The sequence below is a fragment of the Xanthomonas chitinilytica genome, from assembly GCF_026107455.2.
GTDB classification, from domain to species: Bacteria; Pseudomonadota; Gammaproteobacteria; order Xanthomonadales; family Xanthomonadaceae; genus Stenotrophomonas; species Stenotrophomonas chitinilytica.
In genome coordinates, this window is sequence record NZ_JAPCHY010000015.1 from 35877 (window position 1) to 59422 (window position 23546).

General features: G+C 71.0%; 14 protein-coding genes. 6 read left to right on the forward strand and 8 right to left on the reverse strand.

Features of this window, described 5'->3' with window-relative positions:
- Positions 1-28: 28 nt before the first annotated feature.
- The 4 genes from tsaB to mrcB are packed head-to-tail and all read right to left on the reverse strand — an operon-like array spanning position 29 to position 5797.
- Positions 29-736 carry a tRNA (adenosine(37)-N6)-threonylcarbamoyltransferase complex dimerization subunit type 1 TsaB gene (tsaB, locus tag OK345_RS15485; protein WP_265128911.1) on the reverse strand — a complete coding sequence of 236 codons (708 nt, stop codon included), beginning with the start codon at positions 734-736 and terminating at the stop codon, positions 29-31.
- Positions 733-2778: a DNA repair helicase YoaA gene (yoaA, locus tag OK345_RS15490; RefSeq protein WP_265128912.1), complete on the reverse strand. Its 2046-nt coding sequence runs from the start codon at positions 2776-2778 to the stop codon at positions 733-735. Before yoaA ends, tsaB begins: the two co-directional genes overlap by 4 nt.
- A 60-nt stretch (positions 2779-2838) precedes the next feature.
- Positions 2839-3357: a tetratricopeptide repeat protein gene (locus OK345_RS15495; protein ID WP_265128913.1), complete on the reverse strand. Its 519-nt coding sequence runs from the start codon at positions 3355-3357 to the stop codon at positions 2839-2841.
- 16 nt (positions 3358-3373) lie between these two features.
- Positions 3374-5797 (reverse strand): penicillin-binding protein 1B, encoded by a 2424-nt coding sequence (gene mrcB / locus OK345_RS15500; protein WP_265128914.1) that lies wholly within the window; start codon positions 5795-5797, stop codon positions 3374-3376.
- 96 nt (positions 5798-5893) lie between these two features.
- Here mrcB and OK345_RS15505 point away from each other — a divergent pair, with 96 nt between their 5' ends.
- The gene (locus tag OK345_RS15505) at positions 5894-7993 is read left to right on the forward strand and encodes a glycosyltransferase (protein ID WP_265128915.1); all 2100 of its coding nucleotides are present in this window, start codon (positions 5894-5896) and stop codon (positions 7991-7993) included.
- A 9-nt stretch (positions 7994-8002) separates the two neighbouring features.
- Here OK345_RS15505 and OK345_RS15510 read toward each other — a convergent pair whose 3' ends face one another.
- Positions 8003-9511 (reverse strand): hypothetical protein, encoded by a 1509-nt coding sequence (locus OK345_RS15510; RefSeq protein ID WP_265128916.1) that lies wholly within the window; start codon positions 9509-9511, stop codon positions 8003-8005.
- A gap of 69 nt (positions 9512-9580) precedes the next feature.
- Positions 9581-11734 carry a RelA/SpoT family protein gene (locus tag OK345_RS15515; RefSeq protein ID WP_265128917.1) on the reverse strand — a complete coding sequence of 718 codons (2154 nt, stop codon included), beginning with the start codon at positions 11732-11734 and terminating at the stop codon, positions 9581-9583.
- A 63-nt stretch (positions 11735-11797) separates the two neighbouring features.
- Between OK345_RS15515 and OK345_RS15520 the strand changes: the two genes are divergently transcribed.
- The 3 genes from OK345_RS15520 to OK345_RS15530 are packed head-to-tail and all read left to right on the forward strand — an operon-like array spanning position 11798 to position 13349.
- A complete protein-coding gene (locus OK345_RS15520) occupies positions 11798-12313 on the forward strand; it encodes a hypothetical protein (RefSeq protein WP_265128918.1) in 516 nt (171 codons plus the stop codon).
- Positions 12314-12339: 26 nt separating this feature from the next.
- Positions 12340-12822 (forward strand): hypothetical protein, encoded by a 483-nt coding sequence (locus OK345_RS15525; protein WP_265128919.1) that lies wholly within the window; start codon positions 12340-12342, stop codon positions 12820-12822.
- 41 nt (positions 12823-12863) lie between these two features.
- Entirely contained in the window at positions 12864-13349 is a 486-nt protein-coding gene (locus OK345_RS15530) for a DUF4124 domain-containing protein (protein WP_265128920.1), read from the forward strand.
- A gap of 21 nt (positions 13350-13370) precedes the next feature.
- Here OK345_RS15530 and hrpA read toward each other — a convergent pair whose 3' ends face one another.
- A complete protein-coding gene (hrpA, locus tag OK345_RS15535) occupies positions 13371-17495 on the reverse strand; it encodes an ATP-dependent RNA helicase HrpA (protein WP_265128921.1) in 4125 nt (1374 codons plus the stop codon).
- Between the two features lie 89 nt (positions 17496-17584).
- On the opposite strand from hrpA, the gene OK345_RS15540 reads away from it, so the two are divergent.
- Positions 17585-18133, forward strand: a complete 549-nt coding sequence (locus OK345_RS15540; protein ID WP_265128922.1) for a Dps family protein — start codon at positions 17585-17587, stop codon at positions 18131-18133.
- An 835-nt stretch (positions 18134-18968) separates the two neighbouring features.
- Entirely contained in the window at positions 18969-20768 is a 1800-nt protein-coding gene (gene recQ / locus OK345_RS15545) for a DNA helicase RecQ (RefSeq protein ID WP_265128923.1), read from the forward strand.
- Here the strand turns inward: recQ and OK345_RS15550 are convergent.
- Positions 20726-23533: a serine/threonine-protein kinase gene (locus OK345_RS15550; RefSeq protein WP_265128924.1), complete on the reverse strand. Its 2808-nt coding sequence runs from the start codon at positions 23531-23533 to the stop codon at positions 20726-20728. The genes recQ and OK345_RS15550 overlap by 43 nt on opposite strands.
- Positions 23534-23546: the final 13 nt, after the last annotated feature.

Consider the following 23546-nt stretch of genomic DNA (forward strand, 5'->3'; position numbering starts at 1 on the left):
CTACAGGATGCAGGGGACACACACGGCCTCAGCCGCCCTTGGCCGCGCGCAGCGCCTGCTGCTCGACCAGCGTCAGTGCGACGTTGTCGCGCAGGTAGGCCGGCTCCACCCGTTCCGGCGCGACCGCCTCGCCGCGGGCATGGGCCGCCAGCGCCAGGGTCAGCACGTCGGAGGCGCGCGGCAGCGCCTGCGCATCCACGCTGGCCAGCACCGGCTGCAGTCGCGCGGCGAGCAGGCCGTCGGCGGCGGCCAAGCCGGTCCCCACGCCGTGCCATGCCGCCGCTTCCTGCGGCAACGCATAGGCATCCGGCGCGATCACCACCTCCGCTCCCAGCGCCTGCAGCCCATCGTCGCGCCGCTCGAACGCGGCGGCGTACACCTCGCCCATCCGCGCGTCGATGCTGGCCAGCACGTGCTGCGCCCCGGCCGGTGCGCGCAACGCCAGCGCCTGCAGCGTCGACACCGGCAGCAGCGGCCGGTCCAGCGCCAGGGCGATGCCCTGGGCGATGGCGATGGCCAGGCGCACGCCGGTGAAGGCGCCCGGGCCGCGGCCGAGCGCGATGGCGTCGAGCTGGGAGCGGGCGATGCCGGCCTCGGCCAGCAACTGCTCGGCCCACGGCAGCGCCAGTTCGGCATGCCGGCGCGGGGCGATCTCGAAGCGCTCCAGCACGCGGCCGTCGACATGCAGGGCGACCGAACAGGCCTCGGTGGCGGTTTCGAAGGCGAGCAGTTTCATGGTTCCAGGTTTTCGCGTTGCAGGGAGAAGGCGGCGCCATCATGCGCCGCGTCGGCCGGGACGTCCGCCATTGGCGGCGGTTCCGGGGCGAAGAAGGCCTGCACGTCGGCCAGCGCGCGGGTGCGCGCGAACGGCGGCAGGGAATCGAGGAACACGCGGCCGTAGCCGCGCGAGAGCAGCCGCGGATCGCACAGCACCAGCACGCCGCGGTCGCTCTCGCTGCGGATCAGCCGGCCCACGCCCTGCTTGAGCGCGATCACCGCCTGCGGCAGCTGCTCGTCGCGGAACGGGTTGCCGCCGTCGCGGCGGATCGCCTCCAGCCGCGCCTCGAACACCGGGTCGTCCGGCGCGGCGAACGGCAGCTTGTCGATCACCACCACGCTCAGCGCATCGCCGACCACGTCCACGCCCTCGCGGAAACTGGCGCTGCCCAGCAGCACGCCGTTGCCGGACTCGCGGAAGCGCTGCAGCAGCGTTGCCCGCGGCGCCTCGCCCTGCACGAACAGCGGCCACGGCGCATCGCGCAGCGCCTCGGCCGCCTCGCGCAACGCGCGGTGCGAAGCGAACAGCAGGAACGCGCGCCCGGCCGAGGCTTCCAGCACCGGATGCAGGGCGCGGATCAGCGCGGTGCCGAAGCCGCGCGCGGCCGGGTCCGGCAGGTCCGGCGGCAGGTAGCACAGCGCCTGCCGCGCCCAGTCGAACGGGCTGGGCTGCACCAGCATCAGCGGATCGTCCAGCCCCAGGCGGCGGGCGATGTGGTCGAAGCCGCCATCGACCGTCAGCGTGGCCGAAGTGAACACCCACGCCGCCATCGAACGTTCGCGGTGCTCGCGCAGCGGTCCGGAGACATCCATCGGCGTGCGCTGGCAGCGGAAGCCGCGCGGAGTCAGTTCGTACCACAGCACGTCGGCCGGCGGCGGCGCGCCCGCTTCCGCATCGTCCTCGAAGTCCAGCAGCGGCGCTTCGTCGCCCAGCCAGCGCCCCAGCCGGCTCACGCCCTCCAGCGCGCGCGCGTGACAGGCATCCAGCCCCGGCGACGCCTCGCGCACGCCGGCCAGCGCATCGCGCAACTGCATCAGCGCCATCGTCAGCGCATCGAAGCCGTCGCGCACCTGCGGCTTGGCCAGCGCGCGCCATTGCGTGCCGCGCGCGGGCAGTCCTTCCATCGCCGTGCGCAGTTCGCGCAGCGCCTGCTCCAGCCCGGCCGCCGGCGCCTGCAGCGCCGCCTGGGCGCCGGCCACGTTGCGGCATTCGGCCAGGCAGTCGCGCGCCAGCTCCTGCCACGGGCGCATGCCGAAGCCTTCGCCGAAGAAATTCGCCGCCAGTTCCGGCAGCTGGTGCGCCTCGTCGATCACGAACGCCTGCGCGCCGGGCAGGATCTCGCCGAAGCCTTCCTGCTTGAGCGCCAGGTCGGCCAGCAGCAGGTGGTGGTTGACCACCACCACGTCGGCCGCCTGCGCCCGCTGCCGGGCCTGCACCACGAAGCAGTCTTCCCAGAACGGGCATTCGTTGCCCAGGCAGTTGTCGATGGTCGAGGTCACCATCGGCAACAGCGGCGAATCGTCGGCCAGCGCTTCCAGCTCGGCAACGTCGCCGAAGCGGGTGCGGCCGGACCAGGCGACGATGCGCTGGAACTGCGCCGCCTGCTCGAGCGAGGTGAAGCGGGGTTCGCCGCGCGCCTGCTGCAGCCGGTAGCGGCACAGGTAGTTGGCGCGGCCCTTCAGCAGCGCGCTGCTGTGGCCGACCCCGAGCGCGGCGCGCACCCGCGGCAGGTCGCGGTGGTAGAGCTGGTCCTGCAGCGCGCGGGTGCCGGTGGAGACGATGGTCTTGAGCCCCGACAGCAGCGCCGGCACCAGGTAGGCGAAGGTCTTGCCGGTGCCGGTGCCGGCCTCGGCCAGCAGCACCTCGCGCTGCTCGAACGCCTCGGCGATGGCCGCGGTCAGGCGCAGCTGCGCCGGGCGCGGGACGAACGCATCCAGCTGGCTGGCGAGCGCGCCGCCCTCATCGAGGGCCTCGCAGCTGGCATGGGCAAGGCGTGACATCGGATAAACGGTAACGGCCGGGGCGGCAGGTGACGACAAGCATAGCCGCCGCGCGCCGGATCAGAAGCGCTGCACGCCGGGAACGGTGCAGCCGTTGATCTGGGCGCGGGCCGACGCCGCATTCTCCTGCTCGCCGCGGGCCAGCTGCGATTGTTCGATGGTCGCCCAGTGGCGGCGGCACAGCGGGCCGGTCCTCGACCCCAGTTCCAGCGCGCGCCGGGCCAACGTCTCGGCGCGTGGCCAGTCGCCCTGCAGCAGTGCGATCTCGGCGCGCTCCTGCAGGATGCCCGGATCGTCGTCCACCAGCAGCAGCGCCTGGTTCAGCGCTTCGCCGGCCCCGGCCAGGTCGCCCGCCTCGCGCCGCGCCTGCGCGGTTTCGCGCAGGTCGTCCACCTGCGGGTCGCGCAGCGGCTGCACCGACAGTTCGGTGTTGTCGGCCCCCGCCACCGCCATGATCGCGGCCATGCGCTGCGCCGGCGTGGTGGCATCGACCGGCGCCTTCGGCTGCGGGGTATTGACGCAGGCGGCAAGCAGCGCACCGGCAGCCAGCGAGACGAGAGCGGGACGAAGCAGGGTCATCGGATTCATCGCCGCATTATCGCGCAGGCTCGGCTGAAGCCGGCGTGGACGGCTCGTCCGCCGGCGCCTCGCGCTTGCGGTCCAGCCCGAACCAGCTGCGCCAGCCGCCGCCGCTCTCGCCGCCCTCTTCCGGCAAGGCCTGCGGCGGCGCGCACGAGGCATAGGCCGGGGCGTAGCCGACCACGAACGGGAAGCGGCGCGCACCCGGGCAGCCTTCGTCGGTGGTGGCCGTACCGCTGCCGTCCACCCACTGCCAGTCCAGGCCCTTGCCGCTGACCTTCAGCGGCGAGCTGGGCAGGTGCTTGAAGATGCCCGACCACACCCGCATCGCGCCGGTGGCGCCGTACAGGCCGGTCTGCTCGTTCTTGTCGTTGCCCATCCACACCACCGCCAGGTGGTCGCCGGTATAGCCGGCGAACCAGCTGTCGCGGCCGTCGTTGCTGGTGCCGGTCTTGCCGGCCGCCTGCAGCCGGCCCAGGCCATCGCCATTGAGCCGCTGCGCGGTGCCGCTGGAAACCACCTGCTGCAGGCCGATGCTGATCAGGTTGGCGGCGATCGAGTCGCCCTCCTGCGCCGGCGCCGGGGTCTTGTCGTAGCGCTTGAGCAGCCGGCCCTGCGGGTCGAGCACGCCGCGCACCGCATGCAGCGGCTGGATCTCGCCGCCGGAGGCGAGGAACTGGTACAGCTGCGCCATCGCATACGGGCTCTGGTCGGTGGAACCCAGGATCACCGAGGGATTGGAGTCGGCCTTGAGCCCGGCCAGCACGTGCATCAGCTGGGTCAGCCGCTCCGGCCCGACCGCCATGCCGATCCGCACCGTGGCCTGGTTGTAGGAATGGGCCAGCGCATCGACCAGCCGCACCGTGCCGTGGCTGCGGTTGTCCGAATTCTTCGGCGACCACTGGCGGCTGCGGCCGAGCTGCACCGTCACCGGCGAGTCGTCGACCCAGGTGGCCAGCGACCAGCGATCCGGCTGCGCCAGCGCCAGCAGGTAGACGAACGGCTTGAGCAGCGAACCAACCGGGCGCTGCGCCTCGATGGCGCGGTTGAAGCCGGGTTCGGCGACGTCGCGGCCGCCGACCACCGCCAGCACGTCGCCGTTGTGCACGTCGGTGACCACCAGCCCGGCCTGCAGTTCGGGCCGGTTCTTGTTCTCCAGCGACTTGATGGTGTGCGCCACCGCGCCTTCGGCGTAGGCCTGGGCCGAGGGCGACATGCCGGTGAGCACGCTCAGCCCCGCTCCCTGCAGGACGCTCTCGGGATAGTCGTGCCCCAGCTGCCGGCGCACCAGGTCGATGTAGGCCGGGAAGCGGTTGGCGGCGACCAGTCCCGGCGTCTGCGGCACGCCCAGCGGCGCGGCCAGCGCCCGCTCCAGCTCGGCCTGGTCGATCAGCGCGTTCTCGTGCAGCTTGCCGAGCACGAAGTTGCGGCGGTCCAGCGCCCGTTCCGGGTTGCGCCGCGGGTCGTAGTGGGACGGCCCCTTCACCAGCCCGATCAGCAACGCCACCTGTTCGGTACTGAGCGAGTCGAGGTCGCGGCCGAACCAGAACTCGGCGCCGGAGGCCACGCCGTGGATCGCCTGGCCGCCGCGCTGCCCCAGGTAGACCTGGTTGAGGTAGGCCTCCAGGATGGTGCGCTTGTCGTAGCGCGCTTCCATGATCAGCGCGTACAGGACCTCGTTGAACTTGCGGCTGAGGGTCTGTTCCTTGCCGATGCCGAGCAGGCCGCTGCGCGCCAGCTGCTGGGTCAGGGTGCTGGCGCCCTGCCGGGTCTTGCCGCCGGAGCGCACCGTCACCCAGATCGCGCGCGCGATGCCGCTCAGGTCGATGCCGTGGTGGCGGCTGAAGTCCTTGTCCTCGACCGCCTGCAGGCCGACGACCAGCAGGTCCGGCACCTCGTCTGCGCGCACCAGCCGGCGCTCCTCCTGCTTCTGCCCGTACAACGTGGCGATGCGCGCCGGGTCCAGCCGCGCCGCCTTCAGCGACTTGCGCGTGGCCGCATCGCGCAGCGTCGCCACCTTGCCGCCGGACAGCGCCACTTCCACCCGCCGCGGCGCGACCCGGCCATCGACGTCGACGTAGCCACGGCTGGAGATGACGAAACGGCTGCCCTCCTGCTGGTAGGTGGCCGGCGCCTCACCGGTGCCGTCGTCGCGATAGGCCGAGGCCGCCAGTTCGGTCTTGAGCGTGGCCGCATCCATCGCCAGGCCCGGCGCCAGCACCAGCGGCCGCGCATATACCCGGGTCGGGATCTGCCAGCGCAGTTCGCCGAAGCGCTGGGTCACCTGGTTGTTCAGGTAAACCGTATAGGGAATCAGGAATCCCAGGCCCAGCGCGAACGCGGCCATGCCCCAGGTGATCAGGCGGCGGCGCCACAGCGGCCAGCCGCCGTCGGCATCGTCCAGCTCTTCGGAATCGTCGTGATCGTGGCGTCGTGGCACGGGGATGCGAGAATGTAGGGTCTGGCGAGTCTAACGCAGCCGCGAGCGGCGGCGCGGGCAGCCGTTTTCCCCCGCTTAAGCTGGAGTTGCACCAGGATGTCGATGTCACTGGCCGACGCACGCTACTTCCTCAATCGCGTCGCCGGCCTGTTCCGCCGCGCCCTGGCCAGCCTGCGCACCCGCGGCTGGCAGGCCACCTGGCAGCGCATCCGCGTGCATACCCGGCCGCTGCCGCTGCCACGGCGCGAACCGCTGTACCAGCCGGCGGTCGAGCCGTTCGCACCGTTCGCCGTGCCCACCAGCGAGGCGCCGCGGGCAAGCATCGTGATCCCGGTCTACAACCATTGCGCGCATACGCTGGCCTGCCTGCGGGCGCTGGCCGCGCATCCGCCGGCCGCGGCCTGCGAGATCCTGGTGATCGACGACGGCAGCAGCGACCAGACCGTGCAGTGGATGCCGCAGATCGCCGGGCTGCGCTACCACGTGCGCGAGCGCAACGGCGGCTTCATCGCCGCCTGCAACGACGGCGCGCGGCTGGCCCGCGGCGAGTACGTGGTGCTGCTCAACAACGACACCGTGCCGCAGCCGGGTTGGCTGGACGCGTTGCTGGAGACGTTCCGGCAGCTGCCGCAGGCCGGCCTGGTCGGTGCCCAGTTGCTGTATCCCGATGGCCGGCTGCAGGAATCCGGTGGCGTGGTGTTCGCCGACGGCAGCTGCTGGAGCTACGGCCGCTTCGAGTCGCCCGAGGACCCGCGCTACGCCAGTCTGCGCGACGTGGACTACTGCTCCGGCGCGGCGCTGGCCATTCCCCGCGCCCTGCTGGAAACGCTCGGCGGACTGGATGCCCGCTACGCGCCGGCCTATTACGAGGACACCGACCTGGCCTTCGCGGTGCGCGCGGCCGGCCGCCGGGTGCTGGTGCAGCCGGCCAGCCGCGTGGTGCACGACGAGGGCACCAGCAACGGCACCGATACCGGCAGCGGCATCAAGGCCTACCAAGTGCGCAACCGCGAGGTGTTCGCGCGCAAGTGGGCGCCGGCGCTGGCGGCGCAGCTGCCGCCGGGCAGCGTCCCCGGCCCGGCGCTGCTGCACCGGGACCAGCGCCAGATCCTGATCCTGGACGAGGTGGTTCCGCAGCCGGACCGCGACTCGGGGTCGCTGCGCCAGTTCAACCTGATCCGGATGCTGGTGGCCGCCGGCGCGCACGTGGTGTTCGTACCGACCCGCGGCGGGCACGGCGGCAATGCCACCGAGGCGCTGCAGCGGCTGGGCGTGGAGGTGTGGCATGCACCGTACCTGCAGGGCGTGGGCAGCTGGCTCCGACAGCATGGACGGCGCTTCCAGGTGGCGATGATGGTGCGCCACCACGTCGCCAGCGAATGCCTGCCGCTGCTGCGCAGCTTCGCGCCACAGGCACGCACCGTGTTCGACACCGTCGACCTGCACTACCTGCGCGAGCGCCGCGGCGCCGAACTGACCGGCGACACCGGCCTGTTGCGCAACGCCGAACGTACCCGCAGCCAGGAGCTGGCGGTGATGGCGCGGACCGACGTCACCCTGCTGGTCAGCGCCGCCGAACGCGAGCAGCTGCAGATCGACGCGCCGCAGGTGCGGGTGGAGCTGTTGTCCAACCTGCACGAGGTGGCCGGCCCCGGCGCGGACTGGGCGCAGCGCCGCGACCTGGTGTTCGTCGGCGGCTTCCGCCACCCGCCGAACGTCGATGCGGTGCGCTGGTTCATCGGCGAAATATTCCCGCAGGTGCGCGCGCGGCTGCCGGATGTCCGCTTCCACTGCATCGGCGCGGACGTGCCCGATGCCATCCGCGCGCTGGCGTCGGCGCAGCCCGGGGTCGAGATCCACGGCTACGTACCCGACGTGGTGCCGTACATGGACGGCGCGCGGATCGCGGTGGCGCCGCTGCGTTTCGGCGCCGGGGTCAAGGGCAAGATCAACCTGAGCATGGCCCACGGCCAGCCGGTGGTCGCCACCGCCTGCGCGGTGGAAGGCATGCACCTGGTCGACGGCGAGGACGTGCTGGTGGCCGACGATGCCGCCGCATTCGCCGCCGCCATCGTCCGCCTGCACGAGGATGCCGGGTTGTGGCGCCGGCTGTCGCACAACGGCCTGCGCAACATCGCCGAGCACTTTTCGATCGACGCCGCCCGCGACACGGTGGCGCGGGTGTTTCTGGGCTAGCGTCCCGGCCTAGGGCGAGGCGCTGCGCAGCCGCTCGGCGAAGGCGGCGATCTCCGGGGTGGCGGCGTCCAGTTCCCGCGCCTGCTGCAGCGCCTGCCGCGCGAAGGCGGTATCGCCGGCGCCGAGGCGTTCGCTGCCGATGGCGATCCAGCGCTGCGCCAACCGCCGCCGCGCCTGCACCAGCCCGCCATCGGCCGGTGCCAGCACCTGCCAGGCGTCGTGGCAGACACGGGCGGCACGCAGGCGGTTTTCGCGCAGGCGTTCCTCGAAACACTCGCGCGTGGCCGGCAGCAGCCGCTCCACCGCCTGCCGCACGCGCGGGTCCCGCGGCGCCAGCGCCTGCGCCGCGCGCAGCATGTCGTAGGCGCTGCGCCCGGGGGGCAGCAGCCAGTCGCCGCGCGCCTCGGCCGCGGCGAACCGGGACAGCAGTTCCTCCAGCCGGCGCTCCTGCGCCGCCGGCGACAACGTGATTTCCATGGCCCGTTGCGCCTGTCTTGCCCGCTCCAGCGCCTGCCGTGCCGGCACCAGTTGTTCCGCCTCCGGTTGCAGGGCATGGGCATGCGCCAATGCCTGTTCGGCCGCGGCGAACCTAAAATCGGCCGACAACCGCGTCGCCTCGGCGACCAGCGCGGCGACGACCTGCTCCTGGCCGCGCCGGGCCGCGGCGTCGTCCGGCGCGGCCGCCAGCACCAGCGCGAAACCCTCGCCTGCTGCCGCGATGCGCCCGCGCGCCAGGTCGCGTTCGGCGCGCACCCGCCGCCGCTCCAGCGCGGTATTGAACGCGGCCTGCGCGGCCGGCAGGTCGAAATGTCCGGGATCGTAGCCACGCGCACGCCGCAGCACATCGGCCGCGGCCGCCAGGTCGCCCCTGTCGATCAGCGTACGTGCCTGTTGCAGCAGTTCCGACAGCGCATCCTCGCGCCCTTCCAGCGCCTGTATCCGGTCCGGCTGGAAGCCGAGCACCCGCTGGTACAGGGGCAGCGCGCTGTCCTCGCCGTCATCCAACCGGCCGGCCAGGCGCGCCGCTTCGGCCTGTTGCAGCAGCTGTTCGATGCCGGCATGCCCCGCGTCCTGCGCACGCAGCTGTTCGGCGATGCGCTCGGCCGGGCCTCGCGGCACCTGCAGCTCGCGCGCCAGCGCCAGTGCCGAACGCGCCCCCGCCGGATCGCCGCGCGCCAGCGCCGCGCGCGCCTGTTCCAGGGCCGCTTCCCCGGTCCGCACCAAGGCCTGGCGCGCTTCGGTACGGTCGTTGTCCAACGCCAGCGCGGCCTGGAACAGCTCGCGCGCGCCGCTGCCGTCGTCCGCGCTCAGGCGCCCCGCCGCCAGCGCCGCCTGGCCCTGGTCCAGCAACTGCTGGATGCGCGGTTCCGGCCACAGGCGGTCGGCCAGCGGCTGCCGGAAGATCGCCAACGCCATCGCCAGCAACGCGACGGCCAGCAGCCCCCAGCGCCACAGCCGCCGGCTGCGCCAGCCGCAGAGCCACCACCCTCGTCCCGAATGCCGGGCCCGTTGCCACATCGTCGCCGTCCCTCCCTGGCCGCGTGATCGCCGCCGTTGCATCCGCGCAGCTTACTGCCCATTGCCGGGCTACCCCAGCCTGCGCGCCTCGCTGACGCCGGGCAGCGCATCCAGCTTGCCCAGCAACGTGGACAGCTGGCCGTAGTCGCTGACCTTCAGCCGCAGCCGCAATTGCGCCGTGCCGCTGTCGCGCACGTTGTCGCTGTTGATGTCCAGCACGTAGGCGTCCTCCTGGGCGATCAGGTTGGTGATGTCCTTGAGCAGCCAGCGGCGGTCCACCGCGCGCACCAGCACGTCGACCTCGTAGCCGGAGCCGGCCTGGCCCCACTCCACCGGCAGCGCCCGCTGCGGGTTGGCCGCCGACAACCGCGCGAAGGACGCGCAGTCGGCGCGGTGCACCGTCACCCCGCGACCGCGGGTGAGGTAGCCGACGATCGGCTCGCCGGCCACCGGCTGGCAGCAGCGCGCCAGCTGCACCAGCAGGTTGCCCACGCCCTGCACGGTGAATTTGGACTTGCCGATGCCGTCGCGGCGCGCGGTCGGCCGCGGCAGCGCCGGCGCGGCCGGCTGCGACTGCGCCTTCTCCGCCTCCAGCAGCGCGCGACCGACCTGGCTGGGGCCGGTGTCGCCCAGTGCGACCTGGATGTAGAGGTCGTCGACGCTGTCGGCATGGAACTTCTTCGCCGCCACCATCAGGTCCGATTGCTGCAGGCCCAGCCGCTTCAGTTCCCGGTCGAGCAGGTCCTTGCCGGCCTGCACGTTGCGGGCGCGATCGAGCTTGTGGAACCAGGCGCGCACCTTGTCGCGCGAACGACCGCTGGCAAGGAAGCCGTTGGCCGGCAGCAGCCAGTCGCGGCGCGGGTCGGCCTCCTTGCCGGTCAGGATCTCCACCCGGTCGCCGCTGCGCAGGCGGTAGGTCAGCGGCACGATGCGGCCGTTGACCTTGGCGCCGCGGCAGCGGTGCCCGACCATGGTGTGCACGTGGTAGGCGAAGTCCAGCGGCGTGGCGTCCCGCGGCAGGTCCATCACCTCGCCCTTGGGGCTGAGCGCGTATACCCGGTCCTCGGCCAGCTCGGCATCGAACGCGCCGGCCAGTTCGCCGGCCCCGCCCTCCTGCGACTGCTCCAGCAGCTGCCGCATCCAGGTGATCTTGCGGTCGAACGCCTTTTCCGCGCCCTTGCCGCCCTCCTTGTACTTCCAGTGCGCGGCCACGCCCAGCTCGGCCTGGGCATGCATCTCGTGGGTGCGGATCTGCACCTCGACCGTGCGCCCTTCCGGGCCGATCACCGCGGTATGCAGCGAGCGGTAGTCGTTGGCCTTGGGCCGGGCGATGTAGTCGTCAAACTCGCTGGGGACCGGCGTCCACAGCGCGTGCACGATGCCCAGGGCGGCATAGCAGGCGGCGACGTCGTCGACCATCACCCGCACCGCGCGCAGGTCGTAGAGCTGCTGGAACGCCAGCTGCTTCTTCTGCATCTTCCGCCAGATGCTGTAGATGTGCTTGGGCCGGCCGCTGACCTCGGCGGCGATGCCGTTGCGGGCCAGTTCGCGCTGCAGCGTCTTCTTCACCGCCTCGACGTAGCGCTCGCGCGCGACCCGGGTCTCGTCGACCTCGCGCGCGATGCGGCGGTAGGTATCCGGTTCGAGGTGGCGGAACGCCAGGTCCTCCAGCTCCCACTTCAGCTGCCAGATGCCCAGCCGGTTGGCCAGCGGCGCGTGGATGTCGCGGGTCAGCTGCGCCAGTGCGCGCCGCTCGTCTTCCGGCAGGCGGTCGGCCGCGCGCATCCGCGCCAGCTGCCGCGCCAGCAGGATCGGCACCACCCGCAGGTCGTGGACGATGGACAGCAGCAACCGGCGCAGGCCCTCGCTGTTGCGCCCGGCCTCGCGCCCGGCATGCAGCGCCCAGACCTGGTCGGCCGCGTCCTGTCCGTCGAGCAGGCCGGCGACCACCGGCGCGGCGGCACCAAGCGGCAGTTCGGCCACCGAGGCGCGCAGGCCCGGCAGGTCGAACAGCAGCGCCGCCACGATCACCCCCTCGTCGGCCGCCAGCAATGCCAGCGAATCGACGGTGTCGGCCAGCACCGGCCATGGCAGGCGGGGCTCGCGCCCGGTTTCCGGCGCCTGCCAGCACTGCAGCAACGCCTGCCGCAGCGCCGGCGACAGCGAGGCCACCGAAGGACGTTGCAGCAGGGCATCCAGGCCAGGGGGGAAAGAACGGTTCACAGCGGTCAATCGCAAACGGATGCCTCTACACTAGCGCCCAACCATCCCCGGGAACAATCGCCCATGAGCCTGCTCCGCCAGCCCGCGCTGCTTGCCTGCCTAGCGCTTTCACTGTCGATCAGCCTGCCCGCCGCCGCCCAGCGCGTGCTCCACGGCGACCTGCAGCAACAGATGAGCGAAGCCGAGTTCAAGGCCGCGGGCCTGGACAAGCTCAGCGCCGCCGAACTGGCCTCGCTCAACGACTGGCTGCAGGGCAAGGTGGAACAGGCCACCGCCAGCGTGGTCGAGCAGGCGCGCGAAGAAGGCCGCCAGGAAGTGATCAGCAAGAACCGCGGCTTCTTCGACTTCGGCTCTTCCGAACCGATCGAGAGCAGCCTCAGCGGCGAGTTCACCGGCTTCCGCAAGGGCCAGCTGTACACGCTGGACAACGGCCAGCAGTGGGAACAGACCGATGCCGCGTCGCTGCCCGGGGTACGCCGGTCGTCGCCCCCGGTGCGCATCACCCCCGGCCTGCTGGGCGTGTGGTACCTGCAGATCGAGGGCTACAACGCCCGCGCCAAGGTCCGCCGGGTCAAGTGATCCGCCATCCGAATCGAGGAAACCGCATGCGTCGATTATCCATCATTCTGCTGATCGGCTTGGCGTCACAGCCGATACTGGCGTTCGCGGCCAAGCGCGCCTACGTTCCACTGGAACAACGTCTCAGCGTCGAGCAATTCCAGGCCACCGGCCTGGATCGTCTTTCCACCGAACAGTTGGCGCTGCTCAACCGCCTGCTCGACAGCGAACAAACCGAACTGGTCGAACACGCACGTGCGCAGGGCGAACGCGAAGCTGTGGCCGGGAAGCCTTTGGTGCGTGATCGTGAGCCGGTCATCACCCGAATCTCCGGCAGTATCCGCGGCTGGTCCCGGGGTGATGTGCTGAGACTGGAGAACGGTCAGCGTTGGCGCGTGGTACAGGGCGATCTGTTCCTGCGGCAGCCCGTGGACAACCCCGATGTCAACATCGCCCCCGGCAACATGGGCGGATGGTATCTACAGCTGCCAGGGCAGAACCAGCGCGCCAAGGTCGAGCGCATCGATTGAACTGCGGCCAGCAATCATCGGGACAAAGGAGTAAAGAAGCCATGCGTCTGATCCATGCCGCCATCCTGCTGGCCTTGCTTCCCGGCGCCGCCGCTGCCGAGGTCTACAAATGCAAGGGCAGGAACGGCGAATCGGTGTATTCGCAGCATCCCTGCGACGAAAGCACGCAGCCGATGGCGCTGCGCGTGACCCGCCCGGCCAGCAGCGTCGATCCCGACGCGCCGCCGGCTACCGCGGGCAGCGGCCTGGACGCCGAGCAGCATTGCGTTTCCACCGCCGGCGCATCGATCTACGGCCCCTCCAACGATCGCGTCGCCAGCTACCAGCAGCAGGTGGCCGCGTTGCACCAGCAGCTGGCCGGCGCCCCGGACAACGCCGCCATCCGCGGCCAGGTCGCCAGCCTGCAGCAGGCGATCGCGCGCGAGCGCGCCTCGGCCAACGCACAACTGGGCGCGGCGCGGAAACGCTGCGCGCTGGAGCATGGCGCCACCCCGGCAAGCGCGCCGGCAGCTGCCGGCGCAAGCTGACGGTTGCCGGGTGCGGCGGCCTCAGCCGCGCAGCGCCGCCACCCGTTGCGCCAGCTTCTTGGCCGAGATCCCGGACCTGAAGCCCAGTTCCTGCGCGAACAGCGACACCCGCAGCTCCTCGATGTCCCAGCGCAGCGCCTGCCACTGCGGGCGCTGGCGCTGGCCGCCGATCTCCGCCTCTTCCAGCGCATCCAGGAACGGCTTGAGCTCCAGCATCCGCGCCTGGTCGCGCGGCGGATCGCGCTTGGCGCGTTCGGCGCGCAGGATCATCGCCTTCAGGTAGCGCGGGAACTGTGCCAGCGCATCGGCCGGGGTCTGCCGCAGGAACCCCGGATGCACCAGCGCCGCCAGCTGCCGCTCCATGTCGTCCAGGTTGCCGCGCGCCCAGCCCATCAGCGGCGCCTCCAGCTGCGGCTTCAGCTCGGCCACCAGCGACAGGATGTTCTCGGCCAGCTTCAGCCGTTCCATCGCCTCGCCGAACAGGCGCTTGCCGGCCTCGTCGCGGCGCTGGGCGAACGCGGCCGGGTCGCGGATGTCCTCCAGTCCATCGGCCAGCACCGCGTTCATCGCCGCATCGACCAGGTCGCCGCGCAGCCGCTCCTTCTCCGACGTCTTGCCATCGGCGCCGGCCTGGAACGTCTCGATGGCCGCATACAGCAGCCCGGTCTTGGGCGACAGCGGCAACTGTTTGCGCGCCTGCCGGGCCTTGTCGGCCAGGGCGATCTGCAGCAACCGGCGCACGCCCTGCGGATGCGCCTCCTGCGCCTCGTTGCGGTCGGCGAAGATGCGCAGCGCGGCGCGGTCGCCCTGGTCCACCAGCGCCGGCCAGGCCGGCACCCCGGCCTCGCCCGGCACCTGCAGCGGAATCGGCGCGGCGGGGAATTCGCGCAGCCCTTCGGCCGCCAGCGCGCGGCCCGCGCGGGCCGCGAACGCCTGCCCGGCACGCTCGCCGAAACGGGCGCGCAAGGCGTCGAGCTCGCGCGAGACCGCCAGCACCTTGCCCTGTTCGTCGCGCAGGCGCAGGTTCATGCGCAGGTGCGGCTCCAGCGCCGCCTCGTCGAAATCGGTGGCCGCCACCTGCGCGCCGGTCGCCCTGGACAGGAAGCGCGCCAGCTCGCCGCGGATATCGTCGGCCGCGGCCTGCGGGAACGCCTCGAAGAACGCACGCCCGAAATCCGGCGCCGGCACGTAGTTGCGCCGCATCGCCTTGGGCAGGCTGCGGATCAGCGCGGCGGCCTTGTCGGCGACGAAGCCCGGCGCCAGCCATGACAGCCGTGCCGGATCCAGCGCGTTGAGCAGGTGCAGCGGCACCTCCAGGGTCACCCCGTCGTCGTCCGCGCCCGGCTCGAAGCGGTAGTGCAGCGCCAGCCGCGCGTCGCCCAGCGGGAAATATTTCGGGTAGCGGTCCTGCTCGCTGCCCTCGCCGGGCAGCAGGTCGCTCAGCGACCAGTGCAGCGCGCGTCGCTTGTCGGCCGGCAGCGTCTTCCACCACGCATCCAGCCCGCTGGCCGAATGGATCTCGGCCGGGATCCGGTCCAAGTACCAGCGCGCCTGCCAGTCCTCGTCGGCGACGATGCCGGCGCGGCGCAGCTTGGCCTCTTCCTCGCGCGCCTGCTCCAGCACCTTGAGGTTGTCGGCGACGAAGCCGGCGCGGGTGTTGATCTCGCCGGTCACCAGTGCCTGCCGCACGAAGATGTCGTGCGCCTCGCCCGGGGCGATGCGGCCGTAGTGCACCGGTTTCTTCGGCGCCAGCACCAGCCCGAACAGGCTGATCTGCTCCGACGCCAGCACCTGCCCCTGCGCGCGCGACCAGTGCGGGTCGAAATGCTTGCGCGCCAGCAGGTGCGGCAGTTCGGCGATCGCCCAGTCCGGCTCGATGGCGGCGTTGGTCAGGCCCCACACCCGCTGGGTATCGAGCAGGGTCGCGCTGAGCACCCATGGCGGCGGTTTCTTCGCCAGCGCCGAGCCGGGAAACAGGTGGAAGCGGCGCTGCCGCGGCGCCTGGAAATCGCCCTTCTCGGTGCGGTGGCCGATCTGGGTCGGCAGTCCGGCCAGGATCGCCCGGTGCAGGGCCTGGTAGGCGGCCGCGCGGGCCTTGTCGCTGACCTGCGGAACACTGCCGGACGGCGAGTCCGATGGCGCCGATGGCTTCGGCTGCGCGGGCGGCGGCGCTTCGCCGCGCCCTTCCCGCGCCAGGCGCGCGGCACGGTGCAGCTGCCCGCGCGTGGCGCGCCGGGCGGCCTCGCCGGCTTCGCGCGGCGGCGGTGCGACCGGTCCGGAGAGCAGCACCTGGACAAGCTCGCCGGCATCCGCATCCCAGCCCAGTTCGCCGCACAGCAGGCGCAGCTGCCGATGCAGTTCGCGCCACTCGCGCATGCGCAGGAAGCCGAGGAAATGGCGCCCGCACCAGTCGCGCAGCTTCGATTGCGTCAGCTCCTCGTGCGCGGCGCGATACCCCTCCCACAGGCGCAGGATGCCGAGGAACTCCGAACGCGGGTCGGCGAACTTCGCATGCGCGTTGTCGGCCGCCTCGCGCGCTTCCGGCGGCCGTTCGCGCGGGTCCTGGATACCCAGGAACGCTGCGATGACCAGCATCTCGCGCAGGCAGCCCTGCTGCTGCGCGGCCACCAGCATCCGCGCCAGCTTCACGTCCACCGGCAGCCGCGCCATCTGCCGGCCGATGGCGGTGAGCTTGCGGTTCTTGTCGATCGCGCCCAGCTCGGCCAGTTGCTGCCAGCCGTCGGCCACCGCACGCTCGTCCGGCGGCTCCAGGAACGGGAAGTCCTCGATCCGCCCCAGCCCCAGCTGCAGCATCCGCAGGATCACCCCGGCCAGCGAGGAACGGCGGATCTCCGGATCGGTGAATTCCGGGCGTGCGGCGAAATCGGCTTCCGAATACAGCCGGTAGCAGATGCCCTCGGCGATGCGCCCGCAACGGCCCTTGCGCTGGTTGGCGCTGGCCTGCGAGACGGGTTCGATATGCAGCCGGTCCAGCTTCTGCCGCGGGCTGTAGCGCTTGACCCGGGCGTAGCCCGGATCGACCACGTAGCGGATCCGCGGCACCGTCAGCGAGGTCTCGGCGACGTTGGTGGCCAGCACCAGCCGCCGCTTCGGTCCCGGGTTGAACACCCGGTCCTGGTCCTTGACCGAGAGCCGCGCGTACAGCGGCAACACTTCGGTCTCGCGGTACTTGCGCCGCTCCAGCGCCTGGTGCGCGTCGCGGATCTCGCGCTCGCCGGGCAGGAACATCAGCACGTCGCCGCGCGGGTCGAGCCGGGTGATCTCGTCGATGGCGGCGACGATGGCATCGTTGACGCTGCGCTCGCCCTCGCGCCCCGCGTCGTCGCCTTCGCCTTCCAGCGGCCGGTAACGCACTTCCACCGGGTAGGTACGGCCCTCGACGCTGATCACCGGCGCGTCGTCGAAGTGCCTGGCGAAGCGCCCGGTGTCGATGGTGGCCGAGGTGACGATCAGCTTCAGGTCCGGGCGCTTGCGCAGCAGCTGTTTCAGGTAGCCGAGCAGGAAGTCGATGTTGAGGCTGCGCTCGTGGGCCTCATCGACGATGATCGTGTCGTAGGCCGACAGCCAGCGGTCGCTGGCGATTTCCGCCAGCAGGATGCCGTCGGTCATGAACTTGATGCGGGTGTCGTCGCCGACGCGGTCGGTGAAGCGCACCTGGTAGCCGACGGTGGTGCCCAGCTCGGACCGCAGTTCTTCCGCCACACGGGTGGCCACCGCGCGTGCGGCGATGCGCCGCGGCTGGGTACAGCCGATCATCCCGGCCACGCCGCGTCCGGCCGCCAGGCACAGCTTGGGCAGCTGGGTGGTCTTGCCGGAACCGGTCTCGCCGGCGATCACCACCACCGGGTGCCGACGGATCAGCTCGACGATGTCCGCGGCCTCGCGCGCGATCGGCAGCTGCTCGTCCAGGGTGATCGCCGGCTGCCGCTGCGCGCGCAGTTGCCGGCGCTGCAGCGACGCCTGCAGGGCCTGTTCGAAGGCTCCCGCGGCGGCCGGGTTGCCGGGCTGGGACTGCCAGCGCGACCATAGGCCCAGCAGCCGGCCACGGTCGCGGCTCATGGCACCGTCGATGGCGGCACGCTGCTCGCGCAATCGTGTTGCCGGGTTGTTCTCGATAGCACTCATCAATGGACCGACGTGAAAACTTGAATGACAGGCAATGCCTTAGGCTCGCTATTGTGACGCCTTATTCCACCCCTCAGGAGAATGCCGCCGTGGCCAAGAGCAAGACCCCCGAGAAGAGCAAGACCGGCAAACAGAAACTCGCCGCCGCCGCATCTTCGGCGCCGAACATCGATATCGGGATCAAGGACGCCGATCGCAAGAAGATTTCCGATGGCCTGTCGCACTATCTCGCCGACGCCTACACGCTGTACCTGAAGACCCACAACTTCCACTGGAACGTCACCGGCGCGATGTTCAACTCGCTGCACACCATGTTCGAGACCCAGTACACCGAACAGTGGGGCGCACTGGACGAGGTGGCCGAGCGCATCCGTGCCCTGGGCTACAACGCGCCGGGCTCGTACCGCGAATTCGTGGCGCTGACCTCGATCCCGGAGGAGCCGGGCCTGACCGACAGCGCCGACTGGCGCGAGATGGTGCGGCAGCTGGTCGCCGGCAACGAAGCGGTGTGCCGCACCGCACGCAAGGTACTCAGGACCGCCGACGATGCCGGCGACGATCCGTCGGTGGACCTGCTGACCCAGCGCCTGCAGACCCACGAGAAGTACGCCTGGATGCTGCGTTCGTTGTTGCAGTAAGCCCTCTGGGGCGTTGCCCCTGACGGGCTTGCCCAAGATTCCGCCGTTGGCGGAACCTTGGGCCCCTGCTCACTCGCCTGCCGGATCCCCGCGCCTGTCGGCGCGCCCCCTTGTACTCAAGGGGGAAGCAAATCCTTCGGGCATTCGCCCTTCGGATTTTCCAAGGTTCCACGCACGGAACCTTGGACCCTGCTCATCTGCCTGCCAGATCCCCCCGCCTGTCGGCGCGCCCCCTTGACTCAAGGGGGAAGCAAATCCTTCGGGCATTCGCCCTTCGGATTTCCAAGGTTCCGCGCACGGAACCTTGGACCCTGCTCATCTGCCTGCCAGATCCCCCCGCCTATCGGCGCGCCTCCTTGACTCAAGGGGGCTCTTCCTCTGTGACATCGCTGCCTCCCGGCCAGGTCCCGCCTGCCGGAACCTTCGGCGGCATTTCCCGCTTGCTGTTGCGATAAACCCGCCCGCGGTTGCGCCCATGGTGCAACCGCTCCCGCTTGCTCGCCTGCCACAACCCCGCACCTGCCGGTGCGCGCCCTTGACTCGAGAAGGCTCTTCGCCTGCAACACCGCCGCTTCCTGGCCCTGGCCTGCCTGGTCAGTCCCCCGCCGGCGGCGTCTCCCGCTCTCGGCGGCTCTCCGGAACCCTCATTGGCCTCCCTTTCCGGCCAACGAACCGCTGGTGATCTGGGACATCCCGCCGGATTGCGACGACGGCCGGGCCACGCCGGCATGGGGCCGGCCTTCGTGGAATCCCTACCCCTGCGGCCGCCATTTCCCGATGGCGCGACAGCGCTGCGGCCGACGATCGCCCATGGGCGACGCGGTATCCTAGGCGCATGTCGTCCCCCTCCCACGAAGTCCTGCGGCGCGTCTTCGGCTACGACGCCTTCCGCGGCAACCAGCAAGCCATCGTCGAACACGTTGCCGCCGGCAACGACGCACTGGTGTTGATGCCCACCGGCGGCGGCAAGTCGCTGTGCTACCAGGTGCCTTCGCTGCTGCGCGACGGCACCGGCATCGTCGTCTCGCCGCTGATCGCGCTGATGCAGGACCAGGTGGAGGCCTTGCGCCAACTGGGCGTGCGCGCCGAATTCCTGAACTCCACGCTCGATGCCGAAACCGCCGCGCGGGTGGAGCGCGAACTGCTGGCCGGCGAGCTGGACCTGCTCTACGTCGCCCCCGAGCGGCTGCTGACCGGCCGCTTCCTGTCGCTGCTCGACCGCAGCCGGGTGGCGCTGTTCGCCATCGACGAGGCCCACTGCGTCTCGCAATGGGGTCACGATTTCCGCCCCGAGTACCGCCAGCTCACCGTGCTGCACGAGCGCTGGCCGCAGGTGCCGCGGATCGCACTCACCGCCACCGCCGATCCGCCGACCCAGCGCGAGATCGCCGAGCGCCTGCAGCTGGAGCAGGCGCAGCGGTTCGTAAGCTCCTTCGACCGCCCCAACATCCGCTACACCGTGGTGCAGAAGGACAACGCGCGGCGGCAGCTGCTGGACTTCCTGCGCGGGCATCGCGGCAACGCCGGCATCGTCTACTGCATGTCGCGGCGCAAGGTCGAGGAAACCGCCGAGTTCCTGCGCGGCGAGGGCCTGCAGGCCCTGCCCTACCACGCCGGGCTGCCGGCCGAGGTGCGCGCCGCCAACCAGCGACGCTTCCTGCGCGAGGACGGCATCGTGATGTGCGCCACCATCGCCTTCGGCATGGGCATCGACAAGCCGGACGTGCGCTTCGTCGCCCATACCGACCTGCCCAAGTCGCTGGAGGGCTATTACCAGGAAACCGGCCGCGCCGGCCGCGACGGCGAGCCGGCCGAGGCCTGGCTGTGCTACGGGCTGGGCGACGTGGTGCTGCTCAAGCAGATGATCGAGCAGGGCGAAGCCGGCGAGGAGCGCAAGCAGCTGGAACGCGCCAAGCTCGACCACCTGCTGGGCTACTGCGAATCGATGCAGTGCCGGCGCCAGGTGCTGCTGGCCGGCTTCGGCGAGACCTATCCCCGGCCCTGCGGCAACTGCGACAACTGCCTGACCCCGGCCGATGCCTGGGACGCCACCGTCGCCGCGCAGAAGGCATTGAGCTGCGTCTACCGCAGCGGCCAGCGCTTCGGCGTCGGCCACCTGATCGACATCCTGCGCGGCAGCGACAACGAGAAGATCCGCCAGTTCGGCCACCAGCAACTGAGTACCTACGCCATCGGCAGCGACCTGGATGCCCGCACCTGGCGCAGCGTGTTCCGGCAACTGGTCGCCTCCAGCCTGCTGGAAGTGGACAGCGAGGCCTACGGCGGCCTGCGCCTGACCGACGCCAGCCGCGACGTACTCAAGGGCCGCCGCCAGGTCATGATGCGACGCGAATCGCCGCGCAGCCGCGAGCGCGACCGCAGCGGCCAGCGCACCGGACTGTCGGTGCTGCCGCAGGACCTGCCCCTGTTCACCGCCTTGCGCGGCCTGCGCGCCGAACTGGCGCGCGAACAGAACGTGCCGGCGTTCGTCATCTTCCACGACAGCACCCTGCGCAACATCGCCGAGCAGCGTCCGACCAGTATCGACGCACTGGCGAAGGTGGGCGGCATCGGCGGCAGCAAGCTCGCCCGCTACGGCGAGCGGCTGGTCGAGATCGTGCGCAACGAGGGCTGAGGGGCATCGCTGCCCGAACCGGCATCGACCGGCCCGGGCATGGCCTGGGCCAGGTCGATCAACTGCTGCAACTGCAATCGCAGCGGGGCCTCGGGCAGCAGCTTCCGGTGCGCCACGGGAGCCGCCCTGGCCAGCTGGACCGCGGCTTCGCCGGCATGCCCCGCAGCCAGCAGTTCTGCAGCCAGCTCCACCCGCCAGCGCACGGTCGCCGGATTGTCCGGGCCATGAATCCGTTCGGCAGCTTCCAACCCTGCCCGCCATGCCCGCACGGCACCGCCGGCGTCACCCAATCGCTGTTGCGCGAGTGCCCGCACCCGCAGGTAGCGCATCTGCTCCATGGATCGCGAGCCTTCCTTTACTCCTGGCCGCATCGCGTCCAGCAGCGAATTGGCCAATGCCGGCTCGCCATTGAGGACATGCCATTCCGCCCGCAGCAGGCGGGCTTCCATGCGCGCCGGCGCATCCTCCGGCAGACTGGCCCCCATCCCCGCGTCGGCATGTTCCAGCAGCGGCCACGCCTCGCGCAGCCGCCCCTGCCGTGCCAGCAGCGCAGCCAGCCCCGCCTCGGCCCGCATGCTGATGGGCGAATCGGCGCCCAGCTTCCGCACCCGCAACTGCCATGACCGGCGGTACAGCTTCTCCGCCTGCTGCAGGTCGCCGCGCATCTCCTGCAGGGTGCCGTAGTTGTACAGGGCCATGGCCTGCCTGATGCTGTCGCTGCCTTCGACGACCTCGCCCAGCTGCAACCGCGCCCGGTGCTCGCGGTCGGCCGCCTCGTAGTCGCCGGAATCCTGGTACAGGTCGGCCAGCGCCTCATGCTGCAACAGTACGAAGGTGCTTTCCGGCCCGTAGAGCTGCACCGCCCGGCGCATCCCCCGCCCCAGCAGCGGTTGCGCTTCGGCATACCGCCCCTGTTCGCGCAGCAGCTGCGCCAGCCGGGTCTCCAGCATGTGGAACAGGCTGGTCTCCTGTCCCGGCATCATTTCCATGGCCTGGCGGAACTGCCGCTCGGCCTCGGCCAGGCGGCCCCAGCGCCAGTACATCAATCCCAGGTTGAGCATCACCGGCGCCAGCTGCACCGGCTCATGCTGGTCGGGCAGCAGCCTGCGCACCCGCAGCGCCGCATGGAAGGCCTCCTCGGCCTGGTCGAACCGCTGCAGGTTCGTCAATGCCAGTCCCTGCGCGTTGTAGAGCAGCGCATGCTGGAGCATCGGACGACGCTGCTCCAGCAACTCCAGCCCGCGCCGGGCGATTTCCAGCCCGCTTCCCCCATCGCCTGCGCTGGTCTTCTCGATGGACAAGGCGCTCATCGCCTTGGCCGCATCCAGCGGCCGGTTGACCTCCGGGGCGAGCAGCCTGTCCACCGCCTCCTGCAACAACTTCCCGGCCGGCTGCGGGACTCCGAGGTTCTGGTAGGCCTGGCCCAGTACCGAAAGCATCCGTGCCTGCTGCAACGGTGCCCCGTCCAGGTCCATCGATACCCGCATCGCGGCATTGTCCAACAGCTGACGGGCGGTCAGCTGGTCTTCTCCGCGGCTGGTGCGCTTGTCGGGGTCGGCCGATTCGAAGGCCGCGACCAGGAAGTCGCTGACCTGGCTGGCGATGGCCGCCTCCTGCTCCGCCTGGCGACGCGCCTGCACCAGGTTGAGGACGAACAAGGCGGCGACGAGCAGCGCCGCGGCACCCAACGAAACCGAACGCCATCGCCGCCGGAGGCGCCTGCCGGCCACGTAGAGCCGGTCGCCTCTCCGCGCGGCAACCGGCTCATGGGCCAGATGCCGGCGCAGGTCGTCCATCAATGCCTGCACCGAGGAATACCGCCTGCGGCTGTCGAGCTCGCACGCGGCAGCGACGATCGCGTCCAGGTCGCCGGGCAGGCGGCGCTTCCATGGCAGATCCGCCGCGGCGTTCGCGCTGGGCGATCTCACCGGCAGGTCGATGTCCTGGAGATCACGGGCACAGGTCGAACCGGAAACCAGTTCGCCCAGCATCATCCCCAGGCTGTAGACATCGCTGGCCACCCCCACCGGCTCGCCGCGCATCAGCTCCGGACTGGCGTAGGCCGGCGTGCAGAATCCCATCTGCTGCAGCTGGCGGGAATCGTTGAGCATCCTCGCCACGCCGAAATCCAGCAGCACCGGGCGTCCCTGCTCGTTGACCAGCACGTTGCTGGGCTTGAGGTCGCAGTGCAGCACCAGCCGCTCGTGCGCGGCCTGTACCGCCTGGCAGATCGCCAGGAACAGGTCCAGGCGCTGGCGCAGGCCCAGGCGATGATCGCGGCAGTAACGGTCCAGCGGCTGTCCCTGGATGTACTCCATGACCAGGTACGGATGCCCGTCCGGCGTGCTGCCGCCATCGTAGAGCCGGGCAACATCGGGCAACTGCAGCCCGGCCAGGAGCTGCCGCTCGAACGCCAGCCGTTCCGATTCCCCCGGGCCCGGAAGGCCATGCAGCAGCTTCACCGCCACCGTGCGCCGGTACAGCCCGTCGGCGCGTTCGGCCCGGAACACGGTACCCATGCCGCCGCGGGCGATCTTCTCGACCAGGCGCCAGGGTCCCAGCAGATCGCCGACATCCAGTGCCGGCGCAAGCGCATGGGCGATGACCGTATCCAGCCGGTTGCGCACGCGCGACAGTCCCATCGTCTGCGCCTGCAACAGGCCGCAGACCTCTTCCACCAACCCCGCGTCGCCGGCCAGCCGCTCCAGCCGAGGCCGCCATTGCTCGCGCGGCAGGTCGCAGACCTGGTCGAAGAGATCGCGCACCTGCCGCCACCGT

Bases quoted from the DNA above. Each gene is read 5' to 3' on its own strand.
- OK345_RS15520 (WP_265128918.1), top strand. From the start codon at position 11,798: ATGAGCCTGCTCCGCCAGCCCGCGCTGCTTGCCTGCCTAGCGCTTTCA.
- yoaA (WP_265128912.1), bottom strand. From the start codon at position 2,778: ATGTCACGCCTTGCCCATGCCAGCTGCGAGGCCCTCGATGAGGGCGGC.
- recQ (WP_265128923.1), top strand. From the start codon at position 18,969: ATGTCGTCCCCCTCCCACGAAGTCCTGCGGCGCGTCTTCGGCTACGAC.
- OK345_RS15495 (WP_265128913.1), bottom strand. From the start codon at position 3,357: ATGACCCTGCTTCGTCCCGCTCTCGTCTCGCTGGCTGCCGGTGCGCTG.
- OK345_RS15510 (WP_265128916.1), bottom strand. From the start codon at position 9,511: ATGTGGCAACGGGCCCGGCATTCGGGACGAGGGTGGTGGCTCTGCGGC.
- OK345_RS15530 (WP_265128920.1), top strand. From the start codon at position 12,864: ATGCGTCTGATCCATGCCGCCATCCTGCTGGCCTTGCTTCCCGGCGCC.
- OK345_RS15505 (WP_265128915.1), top strand. From the start codon at position 5,894: ATGTCGATGTCACTGGCCGACGCACGCTACTTCCTCAATCGCGTCGCC.
- tsaB (WP_265128911.1), bottom strand. From the start codon at position 736: ATGAAACTGCTCGCCTTCGAAACCGCCACCGAGGCCTGTTCGGTCGCC.
- OK345_RS15525 (WP_265128919.1), top strand. From the start codon at position 12,340: ATGCGTCGATTATCCATCATTCTGCTGATCGGCTTGGCGTCACAGCCG.
- hrpA (WP_265128921.1), bottom strand. From the start codon at position 17,495: ATGAGTGCTATCGAGAACAACCCGGCAACACGATTGCGCGAGCAGCGT.